Below are 14,438 nucleotides of genomic sequence, written 5' to 3'. Positions count from 1 at the left end.
CGGTGCTCAGCCTTCGGGTGCGCTCTTCTCGGCGTCCGTGGTCAGGACGGTCGGGCCGCCGCCGCGGCTGAACTCCCAGCTGCGGATCTCGGGGAGGTCCTCGCCGTGGCTGCGCACGTGGATGCGGTGCTCGATCAGCCTGTTCTTCAACGACTCCCGGGCGTGCCCGGAGGTGGCTTGCAGCCGCGGCACCCGGTCGATGACGTCCATCGCCAGGTTGAACCTGTCGATCTGGTTCATCACCGCCATGTCGAAGGGCGTGGTGGTGGTCCCCTCCTCCTTGTAGCCGCGCACGTGGATGTTGTGGTGGTTGGTGCGCCGGTAGGTCAGCCGATGGATCAGCCAGGGGTACCCGTGGTAGGCGAAGATCACCGGCTTGTCCTTGGTGAACAACGCGTCGAAGTCGGCGTCGGGCAGCCCGTGCGGGTGCTCCTCGTGTCCCTGCAGGCGCATCAGGTCCACCACGTTGACGAAGCGCAGCCTCAGGTCCGGGAAGAAGCCACGCAGCAGGTCGGTGGCGGCGAGCGCCTCCATCGTCGGGACGTCCCCGGCGCAGCCGACCACCACGTCCGGCTCCTGGCCCTCGTCGGTGCTCGCCCAGTCCCAGATGCCGATCCCCTTGGTGGCGTGCACGATCGCCTCGTCCATGGACAGGTACTGCAGCGCCGGCTGCTTGCCGGCCACGATCACGTTGACGTACTGCCGACTGCGCAGGCAGTGGTCCGCGACCGAGAGCAGCGTGTTGGCGTCGGCGGGGAGGTAGACCCTGATCACGTCGGCCTTCTTGTTCACGACGTGGTCGATGAACCCGGGGTCCTGGTGCGAGAAGCCGTTGTGGTCCTGGCGCCACACGTGCGAGGTGAGCAGGTAGTTCAGGCTGGCCACCGGGCGGCGCCAGGGGATGTCGTCGGTGGTCTTCAGCCACTTGGCGTGCTGGTTGAACATCGAGTCCACGAGGTGGATGAACGCCTCGTAGCAGGAGAAGAAGCCGTGCCGGCCGGTCAGCAGGTAGCCCTCGAGCCAGCCCTGGCAGGTGTGCTCGGAGAGCATCTCCATGATCCGGCCGTCGACCGCGAGGTGGTCGTCGTAGGGCAGGATCTCGGCGTTCCAGGTCCGGTCAGTGACTTCCATGACGTCCTGGAGGCGGTTCGAGCTGTTCTCGTCCGGGGCGAACATCCGGAACGTCTCCATGTTGCGCGCCATCACGTCCCGCAGGAACCCGCCGAGGACCCGGGTGGACTCGACCGCGCCGGTCCCGGGATGCTCCACCGGCACCGCGTAGTCGCGGAAGTCCGGCATCCGCAGGTCGCGCAACAGCTCACCGCCGTTGGCGTGCGGTGAGGCGCTCATCCGGCGCTCCCCCGCCGGGTGCAGCTCCGCCACCTCCTGGACCGGGGTGCCGGCGTCGTCGAAGAGCTCCTCGGGCCGGTAGCTGCGCATCCAGTCCTCGAGCACCTTGCGGTGACCGTCGTCCTGGCGGGCGTCGGCGAACGGCACCTGGTGGGAGCGCCAGTAGCCCTCGACCCTCTTGCCGTCCACCTCGGCCGGCCCGGTCCAGCCCTTCGGAGACCGGAGCACGATCATCGGCCAGCGCGGCCGCTCGGTGCGCCCCCCGGAACGGGCGCCCTCCTGGATCTCGCGGATCTCGTCGAGGCAGTGGTCCAGGGTCGCCGCGAAGGCCTGGTGCATCTCCTCCGGGTCCGACCCGGAGACGACGTACGGCGTGTGGCCGTAGCCGCGCATCAGCGCGTCGAGCTCCTCGTCGGTGATCCGCGCCAGCACCGTGGGGTTGGCGATCTTGTAGCCGTTGAGGTGCAGGATCGGCAGCACCGCTCCGTCACGCCGGGGGTCGACGAACTTGGTGGAGTGCCAGCTGGTGGCCAGCGGACCGGTCTCGGCCTCGCCGTCCCCGACGACGGCGGCGACCACCAGGTCGGGGTTGTCGAACGCGGCGCCGTACGCGTGGGAGAGCGCGTAGCCGAGCTCGCCGCCCTCGTGGATCGATCCCGGCGTCTCCGGTGCGACGTGGCTGGGGATGCCCCCGGGGAACGAGAACTGCATGAACAGCTTGCGCAGGCCGTCCTCGTCGAGACTGATGTCGGGATAGACCTCGCTGTAGGTGCCGTCGAGGTACGCCGACGCCACCAGGCCGGGACCCCCGTGACCGGGGCCGATGACATACATCATCGACAGGTCGCGCGCCATGATCGCCCGGTTCAGGTGGGCGTAGAGGAAGTTGAGCCCGGGCGTCGTGCCCCAGTGGCCGAGCAGCCGCGGCTTGACGTGCTCGGGCAGCAACGGCTCGCGCAGCAGCGGGTTGCCCATCAGGTAGATCTGGCCGACCGAGAGGTAGTTGGCCGCGCGCCACCAGGCGTCGAGCCGGCGCAGCTCCTCCGGCTCGAGCGGGCGCCCGCCCACGGTGCTGGTCACGTCGGCCATGGTCCGGTCGGTGGTGTCGGTCACGCGGTCCTCCGGGGACAGTCGGGGCGGGACGTCGCCGTCCCCTGCCCTCACCCTGCCCGAACATCCCGGGACCTGTCAGGCCCCCCAGCCCGGCAATCTGAACGAGGCCGGTCAGTCCTCGAACAGCGCCCGCACGTCGTCGGCTCCCACCGCGCTCGCCATCGCGCCGTCCCCGTCGATGACGCGCGAGAAGAGGGCCGCCTTGCGGGCCTTGAGCTCCATGACCTTCTGCTCGATGGTGTTCTCCGAGACCAGCCGATAGACGAAGACCTGCCGCTTCTGGCCGATCCGGTGCACCCGGTCCACCGCCTGCGCCTCGACCGCCGGGTTCCACCACGGGTCGAGGACGAAGACGTAGTCGGCCTCGGTCAGGGTCAGGCCCACCCCGCCGGCCTTGAGGCTGATCAGGAACACCGGCGCCTCGCCGTCCTTGAACCCGCGCACCACCTCGCCGCGGCGTCGGGTGGTGCCGTCCAGGTAGCTGCTGGCGATGCCCTCCCGGTCCAGCCGGGCGCGCACCCTGGCCAGGAAAGAGGTGAACTGGCTGAAGACCAGGGCCCGGTGGCCCTCCGCGGCCAGCTCGGCGAGGTGGTCGACGAGAACGTCCACCTTGGCCGACCCCACCGCGTCGTACTCCTCGTCCAGCAGGCCGGGGTCGAGGGAGAGCTGGCGCAGCCGGGTGAGCGAGCGGAAGATCGCGATCCGGTGCTTGTCGAAGTCCTCCTCCACCAGGCCGAGCACGGTCTGCCGCTCCCGCTGCAGGTGGGTGTCGTAGATCCGGCGGTGCTCGCGGGTGAGCCGGACCTCCAGCACCTGCTCCTGCTTCTCGGGCAGGTCGGCGGCGACGTTCTCCTTGGTCCGGCGCAGCAGGAACGGCCGGATCCGGCGGCGGAACCGCTCGAGCGCGGCGGTGTCGCCGAGCCGCTCGACCGGGTTGGCCACCAGCTCCTGGAACCGCTGCGGCCAGGGGTACAGCCCCGGGGCGACGATCGAGAGCAGCGACCACAGCTCCATCAGCCGGTTCTCCATCGGGGTCCCGGTCAGCGCCAGCCGGAACGGCACGTCGAGCCGACGCACGGCCTGGTGGGTCTTGCCCTGGTGGTTCTTCACCGTCTGGGCCTCGTCCAGGACCAGGCCGCCCCACTGCTCGGCGAGGTAGGCGTCGGCTTCCAGGCGGTAGAGCGTGTAGGAGGTGATCACCAGGTCGGCGCCGTCGAGCACCTGCGCGATCGAGGTGCCGCGGCGCGACTGGGACTCGGTCACCTCGCGCACCACCAGCCCCGGGGTGAAGGTGGCGGCCTCGTGCGCCCAGGTCGAGACCACGCTGGTGGGCGCCACCACCAGGAACGGACCGGCCCCCTGGCGCCGGGCGTGCGCGACCAGCGCCAGGGTCTGCAGCGTCTTGCCCAGCCCCATGTCGTCGGCGAGGATCCCGCCGAGCCCGCTCTGCCACAGGAACGTCAGCCAGCGGAAGCCCTCGAGCTGGTAGGGGCGCAGGTCGGCCTCGAGGTCGACCGGCTCGACCTCGGGCAGCCCGCTCAGCCCGCGCAGCGCCTGGGCCGAGCGCACCCACTGGGCCGCCTGGGCGTCGACCAGGCCGATCTCGGCCAGCTCGTCCCACAGCCCCAGGTCGTGGTGGCTCACCCGGAGCCCGTCGGTCGGCTGCTCGTGCAGCTCGCCCGCGGCGCCGACCAGCTCGGCGAGGTGGGCGAACTCGGGCCGGTCCACCGCGACGTGCACCCCGCTGCGCAGGATCACCCGGTCCTGGCCGCGGGTGAGGGCCTCGAGCAGGTGCGCCAGCGGCAGCGTCTCGCCGTCGACCGAGATCAGCACCTCGAGGTCGAGCCAGTCGGTGCGGGTGGAGTCGTCGTCCCCGTCGCCGGCGGTGGGGCTGGAGGTGAACCGGACCACCGGGGCGGTGGCCGCCTCCCGGTAGTCGGGTCGCTCACCGACCTCGGTCAGCTCGAGCAGGCCGGCGGCGGCCGCCGCCTCGAGCGCCGGAAGCGCGTCCTCGACGAAGCCGATCGCGGCGGTGCCGGAGAAGACCGCCTCCGGGGTCGGGCCGCGATCCGGTCGCCGGGAGCCGTAGAGCCGGTAGACGGCGTCGTCGCCGAGCACCAGCGCGTCCAGGAGCTGCTGCTCGAGCTGGGGGCGCCGGAACCCGCGCAGCCCCCGGGGCTCGCCGAGGGTGTACTCCCGGTCGCCGGCGGCGACCCGGTAGCGCCACGTCCAGAGGACCTGCACCTCCTCGACCGACACCCACGTCAAGGTCACCCCGAGGCGAGGGACCACCGGCTCGGGCAGCCGCACCGAGCCGTCCGAGGAGGTCACCGGGACGTGCCGCTGCAGCCGGGGGAGGTACTCCGTGACGAGGTCCTCACGGTCCTCCGCGGGGACCACCAGCGTGTCCCCGGTGGCCAGCAGCCGGCGCACCTCCGGGCCGGCCGGACGGGCCAGCGGCGCCAGGGTCAGCACCCACTCCGCAGGCCGGGCGCCACTGGCGTCCGGCGACCAGAGCGCGACGCCGTGACCGCCCTCGGCGCCCTCCCCGAGCAGGTCGAGCTCCTCGGCGCCGAACCAGTCCTCGTCGGTGCGCACCCCCAGCCGCAGGTGGGCCTCGTCGGTCTCCGAGGTGTTCACGTCGAGCTCCAGCTCGACCGGGTGGTGCCGCAGGACGATGTCGCGGATCCCGGCGCCCGGCACCAGCACCAGGCCCGCCTCCACGGCCCGGCGCAGCAGCGGCCACAGCGACGCCCCGAATGCCCCGAGCGGCAGGTGCGACTCGGAGCCGAAGTAGGTCTGGCGCGAGGCCGCCCGGTAGGTGGCGAGCATCTCGCCGAGGACCGCCGCCTGGGCCGGCGGGGCGTTGCGCCGGGTGGACAGGTAGGGCACGTCCTGCCAGGACACCCCGGAACGGACCCAGTTGTCGCGGGCGCCACGCTGCAGCGGCCGGACCCGCAAGGACCCCCGGCGCGCGCCGCTCTCGCCGTCCCAGGCGTGCCGGGCCGCCGAGGTGGAGAGCTTGAGCTCGACCTGCAGTGCCAGCGGCCGGTGCGCGTCCTGCTCCTCGGTCGAGCGCCGGTCGAGCTCGTCGAGCACGTGGCCCAGCTGGCGCTCCCAGCGGCGCCCGCCGGCGTACGCCGTGGTCTCCTGCTCGGCACGCACCGCGAGCAGCAGCGCCAGCGCGTGCTTGCAGGACTCCCCCACCGGGCAGCTGCAGCGGCCGTAGACCCACAGGCCGCGCTCGGCCTGTCCCACCGCGACGTAGGTCTGGTAGGGCACCGACCCCGATCCGGCGACGCTGCCCCGGACGTCGAGGTCGCCCTCGCCGTCGACCTCGTGGGAGACCTGCAGCACCAGCCCCTGGCGCAGGTAGGTCTGCGCGCGCTCGAGGGTGACCGCGCCGAAGCGGCGCCGCAGCTCGGCGTCGTCGAGGAGAACGGTCAGGTCCAGCACGTCAGCGACCCTATGGCCTGCGACCGACACTCACGCGGCGACGGTGGCGGTCGCTTGCGGTCCGGCACGGTCGAGCAGATCCGGCTCCGTCGGGTCCGCATTTCCCGCACCGGGGCATGATGACCTCATGACGGCTGAGGACAGGACCGCGACCGGGGTCGACGAGCGCAGCCTGCGGTCCCTGCGCGGATGGAACCTCGCGCTCACGCTGCTGCACCTCGGTCAGGCGGTGGCGGTGTTCGTGCTGGCGACCGACTTCGCCCTCACCGTGACCCGGTCGCTGCCCACCGGTCCGCCGGGCACGCCGCCGGCGTCCCCGGAGTCGCTGTTCGAGGTGTCCGTCGGCGCCGCGGTGGCGTTGTTCCTCGGGCTCGCGGCGCTCGACCACCTGCTCACGGCGACGGTCTTCCGGCGCACCTACGACCGCGACCTCCGGGCCGGGATCAACCGGTTCCGGTGGGTGGAGTACTCGTTCAGCGCGACGCTCATGGTGCTGCTGATCGCGATGTACAGCGGCATCCTCGGGATCTCCGCACTGATCGGCATCGCGGGCGCCAACGTGGCCATGATCCTGTTCGGCTGGCTGCAGGAGTCCGCGAACCCGCCGGGACGGGCGAGCGTCACGATGAAGCCGTTCTGGTTCGGCTGCGTCGCCGGCATCGCACCGTGGGTGGCGATCGGCTACAACCTGGTCGCTGCCGAGGAGGTCCCCGGCTTCGTGGTCGGGATCTTCGTCTCGCTGTTCCTGTTCTTCAACAGCTTCGCGCTCAACCAGTGGCTGCAGTACCGGCAGGTCGGGCCGTGGCGCAGCTACGCGTTCGGGGAGAAGGCCTACCTGGTGCTCAGCCTGGTGGCGAAGTCGGCGCTCGCCTGGCAGATCTTCGCCGGCTCGCTGGCCTCGTAGCAGGCTCACCGGTCCAGCGGGGCCGGCGTCGCGGCGCGCAGCGCGGTCACCACCGGGGCGCTCGAGCCCGCCAGCAGCGCGGAGCGATCGGGGGGAAGCACCAGCTCGACCCTCACCGCCTCGTCGATCCGGTACGGCTGGCGCCGCAGCAGCGGGCCCAGCGTCCGCCGCAGCCGCGACATCTCCGCCCGCACGGTGACCACCCGGGTCGGGTCCGCGAACAGGTCGGCGGCCAGCTCCGCGGCCGAACGTCCGGCGGGGTGGGTGGCGAGCGCCACCAGGATCTCGGTGTGCCGCGGGGTGAGCGTGTGGTGCCAGCCGCCGCTGACCCCCTGCACGGTCACCTGCGCGGCCGGGCGGCTCAGGTCGACGGTGAGCAGCGCGGCACCGACGACCGACGCGTCCTCCTGCTCCAGCCGGAGCAGCCAGCCGCCGGGCAGCGCCTCGGCGGTGGCCGCGCCCAGCGTCGGCAGCCAGACCTTCCCCACGCCGAGCCCGTCGGGCAGCGTGACCCGCTCGGGGGCGCTCATCCCGGTCGCCGCGGCCAGGTGACCGTGCCGGTCCACGACGAGCGCACGGCCGCCGAGCCTCGCGACGAGGGGTGCGGCGTGGGCGCGGAGCAGGTCGAGCTCGGCCCGGTGCTCCTGGCGCACCTCGAGCTCGGCGACCCGCGCGGCCAGCTGCACCATCGTCAGCGCTGTGGGGTGCATGCCGCGCGTGGGTCCGCTGACGTCGACGACGCCGAGGACCCGTCCCGTCCACGGGTCGTGCACCGGGGCGGCCGCGCAGCCCCAGCGCGTGTGGGACTCGACGTAGTGCTCCGCGCCGTGGATCTGCACGGGCTCGCCGAGGACCAGGCACGTGCCGATGGCGTTGGTGCCGACGTTGCCCTCGGTCCACGCGGAGCCGCCGACGAACCCGAGCCGGTCCGCGAGCCGCCGTACGCCGGCCTGGCCGTCGCGCCAGAGCACCCGTCCCTCGGGGTCGGTCACCACCATCAGCTGGCCGGTCGACTCCACCGCCGGACGTAGCGCGTCGCGCAGGTGCGCCACCAGCGGACCGAGCCGGCTCTCGGCGCGCCGGCGCTCCAGCTCGGAGGCGGCCAGCGGCGGCACCACCGGGTCCGAGCCCGGGTCGAGACCGCGCCGGAGCAGTCGGGTCCAGGACGCCTCGATGACCGGCCGCGGGGACTCGGCAGTGGCGGGGGCCGGTCCGCCGGCCAGGACGGCCTGCCGGACCCGGTGGCCGGCAAGGTGCTCCTCGGACACGGACACGGCTGCCCTCCCTGCGACGTTGCAACCCCCTGCAACCCTTCCCGAACCCCCCGGGTCGCGGTGTGCTGCTCGTCACAGCGTAAGTGAAGGAGCGCCCATGACCCAGACCCTCGAGCCGACCGGTACGCCGGAGGCGGGGACCGGTCCGCAGGCCCGGGTCGACGCCTGGCTCGCGGACTTCGAGTCCGCCCTCACCGCCGGTGACGTGCAGCGCGCCGCCGGGCTCTTCGCGCCGGTGTCGTTCTGGCGCGACCTCGTCGCCTTCACCTGGAACATCTGCACGGTCGAGAACCGCGACGGGGTGGCGGACCTGCTGAGCAGCACGCTCGCCGGCACCGCGCCCTCGGGGTTCCACACGACCGAGCCGCCGGAGGAGGCCGACGGCGTCACCACCGCGTGGTTCGCCTTCGAGACCGCGGTGGGCCGGGGCAAGGGTCTGCTCCGCCTCACCGACGAGGGCGCCTGGACCTTCCTCACCACGCTCTACGAGCTCAAGGGCCACGAGGAGCCGCGGGGCGGGCGCCGCCCGCTGGGGGCCGAGCATGGAGCGGCGCGGGACCGGAAGAGCTGGCTCGAGCGCCGCCAGCAGGAGGCCGAGAGCCTTGGCTCGACCACCCAGCCCTACGTGCTCGTGGTCGGCGGCGGCCAGGGCGGCATCGCGCTGGGTGCGCGGCTGCGCCAGCTCGGTGTGCCCGCGCTGGTCATCGACAAGCACGCGCGCCCCGGCGACCAGTGGCGCGGACGCTACAAGTCGCTGTGCCTGCACGACCCGGTCTGGTACGACCACCTGCCGTACCTCAAGTTCCCCGACAACTGGCCGGTGTTCGCCCCGAAGGACAAGATCGCCGACTGGCTGGAGTCCTACACGAAGGTGATGGAGGTGCCCTACTGGGGCAGCACCGTGGCGACCCACGCCTCCTACTCCCCCGAGAAGCAGGAGTGGACCGTCGAGGTCGAGCGGGACGGCCGGCCCCTGACGCTGAGGCCGACCCAGCTGGTGCTCGCCACCGGGATGTCCGGCAAGCCGAACATCCCGCAGCTGCCGGGTCAGGACGTCTTCCGCGGCGACCAGCACCACTCCTCGGCGCACCCCGGCCCGGACGCGTACGCCGGCAAGCGCTGCGTGGTGATCGGCAGCAACAACTCGGCCTTCGACATCTGCGGGGCGCTGTGGGAGCACGGCGCGGACGTGACGATGGTGCAGCGGACCTCGACCCACATCGTGAAGAGCGACACCCTGATGGACGTCGGGCTCGGCGACCTCTACTCGGAGCGGGCCGTGGCCTCGGGGGTGACGACGGAGAAGGCCGACCTGATCTTCGCCTCGCTCCCCTACCGGATCATGCACGAGTTCCAGATCCCGCTCTACGACCAGATGCGCGAGCGGGACAAGGACTTCTACGACCGGCTGGAGAAGGCGGGCTTCGAGCTGGACTGGGGCGACGACGGCTCCGGCCTGTTCATGAAGTACCTGCGCCGCGGATCCGGCTACTACATCGACGTGGGCGCCGCGGACCTGGTGGCCGACGGGCAGGTGCGCCTCGCGCACGGCCAGGTCGACCACCTCACCGAGGACGCCGTGGTCCTCGCCGACGGCACCGAGCTGCCGGCGGACCTGGTGGTCTATGCCACCGGCTACGGCTCGATGAACGGCTGGGCCGCGGACCTGATAAGCCAGGAGGTCGCCGACAAGGTCGGCAAGGTGTGGGGTCTGGGCTCCGACACCACCAAGGACCCGGGCCCCTGGGAGGGCGAGCAGCGCAACATGTGGAAGCCGACCCAGCAGGAGGGGCTGTGGTTCCACGGCGGCAACCTGCACCAGTCCCGCCACTACTCGCTCTACCTCGCCCTGCAGCTCAAGGCCCGCTTCGAGGGCCTCGACACCCCCGTCTACGGGCTCCAGGAGGTGCACCACCTCGCGTAGGCCCACCGACGCTGCGGTCACCGTGACCCCCGCACCCTGACCGCAGCACCGCGCCCGACGGCCCGAGCACCCGGTCGTCCCCTGCCCCCTCCGGCCGGCTCAGGCCGTCGTCGGCGCGGTCCCCCCGTCGCACCCGGGGTCGGGGCCCGCTGCAGCGGGCCCCGTTCGGGCGTGGTGTACCGGCCTGCCGGTTTTCTGACAGCATCGACCCATGGAGACGATGCGACCGGTCCGCACCTGGCTCTCGGACATGGACGGTGTCCTGGTCCACGAGGAGGAGGCGATCCCCGGAGCGGCGGAGTTCGTGCGCGCGCTGCGCGACCGCGGCCGGCCGTTCCTGCTGCTGACCAACAACTCGATCTACACCGCTCGCGACCTGCAGGCGCGCCTGGCCCGCAGCGGCATCGAGGTGCCGGAGGAGTCGATCTGGACCAGCGCGCTCGCCACCGCCCAGTTCCTCGACAAGCAGCGCCCGGGCGGCACGGCGTACGTGATCGGAGAGGCGGGCCTGACCACCGCGATGCACTCGATCGGCTACGTGCTCTCGGAGCGCGACCCCGAGTACGTCGTCCTCGGCGAGACCCGGACCTACTCCTTCGAGGCGATCACCACCGCGATCCGGCTGATCGAGCGCGGCGCCCGCTTCATCGCCACGAACCCCGACCCGACCGGCCCCTCGCAGCAGGGGTCGATCCCGGCGACTGGCTCGGTGGCGGCGCTGATCACCCGGGCCACCGGCGTGGCGCCGTACTTCGTCGGCAAGCCGAACCCGTTGATGATGCGCTCGGCGCTGAACCGGATCGACGCGCACTCGGAGTCCACCGTGATGGTGGGCGACCGGATGGACACCGACATCGTCTCCGGCCTGGAGGCGGGGCTGCGCACGATCCTGGTGCTCACCGGCTCGACGAAGCAGGAGGCCGTCGAGCGGTTCCCCTACCGGCCGACCTTCGTGCGGGAGTCCGTCGCCGAGCTGATCGAGCTCGTGGACCGGTGGGACACCGACGAGGACGAGGTCGTCGACCTCTGACCCGTCGGTGACCGCGGGCGGGTCCGTCAGCCGCGAGCCGCGCCGTAGCCGAGCAACGCCGCCAGGCCGAGGGCGCTGCGCGGCGCGTAGGCCGTGCGCCAGAGCCCGCCGTGCACCGCGGCGTACGCCTCGTCCTGCCAGGGCTGCGGGTGCCGCGGACCCCCGTCGGTGTGCAGGTCGTGGACCAGCAGCACGGCCATCAGCACGTTCGAGGTGGCCGGCTCGAAGACCTCGACCCCGAACCGGTGGGCGCCGGCATAGGCCGCGGCGAGCGCCCGGTTCTTGACCACCGAGCGGGTCCGGGTGGGTGGCGCGACGTTCATCGACACGGTCGTCCCGGCCTGCCGCGCCACCGTGGCGCGCCAGCGTTGGAGCCGCTTGGCCAGGGCGTAGTTGGGGCCCTGCTGCGGCACCAGGCTGTCGTTGACGCCCGGATCGGCCCCGGGGGCGTAGGAGCGCCGCAGCAGCCGGCCGGCGCTCAGGGTCCGCAACGGGCGCCCGACCAGCTTGGCCCCGGCCGACCGCTGCTCGTAGGCGCGGGTGGACATGGCCACCGCGTCGCCGGGGACCGCGAACACGTCGGTGGGAGTGGCCAGGAAGGCCAGCGCGACGTCGGGGCGGGCCTGCTGGACGCGGGTGGTCAGCGCGTCGACCGCCACCGACACCGCGACGTTGGCGGCGCCGTCGGCGTACACGTAGTTGCCCAGCACCAGCCGGTCCTCCTCGGAGCGCAGCCCCGCCAGCCAGTCCGCCACCGACGGCGCCTCGGCGACGAGGTCGGCGCCGGCGGTGGCCACGTCCAGGGCGTCGCTGCCGTCCGGGACCGGCAGCAGCACCGTGCCGGCACCGGCGCGGGCCACCGAGAGCACCCGCTCCCACACCGCCGGCCGCGGCAGGTCGACCGCGGCCACCCGGGCTCCCCAGCGCAGCAGCGCCTGCAGCGGCCCCATCTCCGCCCCGGCCCCGAGCACTGCGACGGTGTGACCCTCGAGGCGCAGCCACTCAGGGTGGGCGAGCACGGTGCGGACGGCCTCGGCGACGCTGGGCTCGGCGACTCCGGTGCTCACCCAGGAGTCCAGGCGGCGCAGCAGCGCGTCCCCCTGCAGCCGCTCGCCGTGGTAGGGAAGCGACAGCTCGGTCTCGGGACGGGCGGTGCCCTGGACCTCCGCCGTGCCGTGGCCGCGCACCGCCGGCGCCTCGGCCCAGGTCCCCAACGGCACCTCGCCCTCGGCGGTGCCGGCGACCATGCGGCTGCGCACGCCGTCGATCCCGTGTCCGGCGATCGTCACGGCCGCCTCGGGCGTCGTCAGCCCGGCCTCGACCAGGCGCCTGAAGTGCACGAGGTAGCCGGAGCGCCAGTTGGTCTCCTGCTCCGCGGCGCGCGCCCCGGCGGGGTCGACCGGCCGCAGCGCGTCGGCGACCGCGGCACGTCCGACGGCAGCGGTGCTGCGGCGGCCGTCCGGGCCGGGCGGGAACAGGACTCCGGGCGTGGTCGGTGGTTGCTCGGGGCTCATCGCGCCATCATGCCGGTTCCGTGGACCGACCGCGGGGCCCGTGCGACACTTCCGGGCGTGGCACGGGGGCGGATCGCGGACAGGCTCACGTTCGGTCCTGCCCGGCGCAGGCGCCAGATGCTGCGCCGGCTCCGCGAGCTGGACCGTCTCGACGCCGCGGCGGGCGCCTCGAACCCGTGGGCCGACCTGCCGCCCGCGCCCGGTCCGTACGCCGGCTCCTCCCGGCGCGCCGGCGCGGGCCGGCCGCTCTCCGAGGTGGAGCGGCGGGAACGACGCCGCCGCCGCTCGGTGGCGGTGCTCACGGCGCTGGTGGTCCTCGGCATCTCGGGCCTGTACCTGCACGACGAGTACGGCCTCACCCTCTCCCGGGACGGCGTCTCCGGCTTCGGACGGCTCGGTCCGCTGCCCGACCCGGGGGACGGCGGCGCGCACGCCTTCGCCCAGACCGACCAGGGGCAGCCGGTCACCTACAGCCCCTGCCGGCCGCTGGAGGTGGTGGTGAACCGCGGGCTGGAGCCGCCCGGCACCGACGGGCTGGTGGAGGAGGCCGTGGCGCGGGTCGCCGAGGCCACCGGTCTGCAGATGACGGTGGTGGGCGGGACCGACGAGCCGCCGTCGGACGACCGGGAGCTGCGGCAGCCGGTCCGCTACGGCGCCGGCTGGGCTCCGGTCCTCGTCGCCTGGACCACCCCGGAGGTGATCCCCGGCCTGGCGGGTGACGTGGTCGGGCTCGGGGGCAGCGCCGCCGTCTCCGAGTCGGGGATCGGGCTGCGCCGCTACGTGACCGGGACGGCCTGGCTCGACGCCCCCGCCCTCGCCGACCTGGCCGCGGAGCCGCAGGGCCGGGCGCTCGTGCGTGCGGTGATCATGCACGAGCTCGGCCACGTGGTCGGGCTCGACCACGTCGACGACCGCCGCGAACTGATGTACGCCGAGAACGGCGGGGCCATCGACTTCGGACCCGGGGACCTCGAGGGGCTGGCCCGGCTCGGCACCGGCCCGTGCCGGTGATCACCGTCCGGCTGCCCGGGCCGGTCCGGCCGCTTGACGCCGGCGACGTCGGCGCGGGAGGGTCCGCAGCGTGCTGCCCCCGACGTACGACCTGACCGGCCGGGTCGCCCTGGTCACCGGCGCCGGCGCCCCGGGCGGCATCGGCTTCGCGACCGCCCGCCTGCTCGGCGAGCTCGGCGCGCGCGTGGCCGTCACCGCCACCACCGACCGGGCCCACGACCGCGCCGAGGACCTGCGCACGCTGGGTGTCGAGTCGGTCGGCGTGGTCGCGGACCTGACCCTCGAGGCGGACGCGGCCAGGCTGGCCGACGAGGTGCGCGCCGCGCTGGGGCCACCGACCGTGCTGGTCAACAACGCCGGGATGACCAGCACCGCCCGGCCCGTGATGGAGACCGAGGGCGGCGTGCTCACCGACCTGAGCCTCGAGGCGTGGCACGCGTCGCTGGCCCGCAACCTCGACACCGCGTTCCTGGCCACCCGGGCCGTGCTGCCCGGCATGTCCGCCGCCGGTTGGGGACGGGTCGTGATGGTCGCCTCGGTCACCGGCCCGGTGATGACCATGCGGCGCGAGGCGGGCTACGCCGCGGCCAAGGCCGGGATGGTCGGACTGGCCCGCTCGGCGGCCCTGGACCACGCGGCGCACGGGGTGACGGTGAACGCGGTGGCCCCCGGCTGGATCGCCACCACCAGCCAGACCGACGACGAGGTGCGCCAGGGCGCGCTCACGCCCGTGGGTCGCAGCGCCACCCCCGAGGAGGTCGCGGCGGTCATCGCGTTCCTGTGCACCCCGGGCGCGTCGTACCTCACCGGCCAGTGCCTCGTCGTCGACGGCGGCAACGCCATCGCCGAGGAGCGCGCCTGA

General features: G+C 73.4%; 9 protein-coding genes. 5 read left to right on the top strand and 4 right to left on the bottom strand.

Annotated elements, in window-relative coordinates; genetic code table 11:
- Positions 1-6: 6 nt before the first annotated feature.
- A complete protein-coding gene (locus tag H9L09_RS18375) occupies positions 7-2,463 on the bottom strand; it encodes a phosphoketolase family protein (RefSeq protein WP_281390780.1) in 2,457 nt (818 codons plus the stop codon).
- Positions 2,464-2,574: 111 nt separating this feature from the next.
- A complete protein-coding gene (locus tag H9L09_RS18370; RefSeq protein ID WP_187578258.1) occupies positions 2,575-5,919 on the bottom strand; it encodes a DEAD/DEAH box helicase in 3,345 nt (1,114 codons plus the stop codon).
- A 127-nt stretch (positions 5,920-6,046) separates the two neighbouring features.
- On the opposite strand from H9L09_RS18370, the gene heR reads away from it, so the two are divergent.
- On the top strand, positions 6,047-6,823 hold the full coding sequence (heR, locus tag H9L09_RS18365; RefSeq protein ID WP_187578257.1) for a heliorhodopsin HeR: 777 nt from the start codon (positions 6,047-6,049) through the stop codon (positions 6,821-6,823).
- A gap of 5 nt (positions 6,824-6,828) precedes the next feature.
- Here heR and H9L09_RS18360 read toward each other — a convergent pair whose 3' ends face one another.
- Positions 6,829-8,097 (bottom strand): helix-turn-helix domain-containing protein, encoded by a 1,269-nt coding sequence (locus tag H9L09_RS18360; RefSeq protein ID WP_187578256.1) that lies wholly within the window; start codon positions 8,095-8,097, stop codon positions 6,829-6,831.
- A 97-nt stretch (positions 8,098-8,194) separates the two neighbouring features.
- Here H9L09_RS18360 and H9L09_RS18355 point away from each other — a divergent pair, with 97 nt between their 5' ends.
- On the top strand, positions 8,195-10,021 hold the full coding sequence (locus tag H9L09_RS18355) for a flavin-containing monooxygenase (RefSeq protein ID WP_187578255.1): 1,827 nt from the start codon (positions 8,195-8,197) through the stop codon (positions 10,019-10,021).
- Between the two features lie 211 nt (positions 10,022-10,232).
- On the top strand, positions 10,233-11,051 hold the full coding sequence (locus H9L09_RS18350; RefSeq protein ID WP_187578254.1) for an HAD-IIA family hydrolase: 819 nt from the start codon (positions 10,233-10,235) through the stop codon (positions 11,049-11,051).
- Positions 11,052-11,077: 26 nt separating this feature from the next.
- Here H9L09_RS18350 and H9L09_RS18345 read toward each other — a convergent pair whose 3' ends face one another.
- The gene (locus H9L09_RS18345) at positions 11,078-12,565 is read right to left on the bottom strand and encodes an MDR/zinc-dependent alcohol dehydrogenase-like family protein (RefSeq protein WP_187578253.1); all 1,488 of its coding nucleotides are present in this window, start codon (positions 12,563-12,565) and stop codon (positions 11,078-11,080) included.
- Between the two features lie 57 nt (positions 12,566-12,622).
- On the opposite strand from H9L09_RS18345, the gene H9L09_RS18340 reads away from it, so the two are divergent.
- Positions 12,623-13,576: a matrixin family metalloprotease gene (locus tag H9L09_RS18340; protein WP_187578252.1), complete on the top strand. Its 954-nt coding sequence runs from the start codon at positions 12,623-12,625 to the stop codon at positions 13,574-13,576.
- A 70-nt stretch (positions 13,577-13,646) separates the two neighbouring features.
- A complete protein-coding gene (locus H9L09_RS18335) occupies positions 13,647-14,438 on the top strand; it encodes an SDR family NAD(P)-dependent oxidoreductase (RefSeq protein ID WP_187578251.1) in 792 nt (263 codons plus the stop codon).

It is taken from the genome of Nocardioides mesophilus, assembly GCF_014395785.1.
Lineage (GTDB): Bacteria > Actinomycetota > Actinomycetes > Propionibacteriales > Nocardioidaceae > Nocardioides_B > Nocardioides_B mesophilus.
This window is presented reverse-complemented; position numbering and strand designations above follow the sequence as displayed.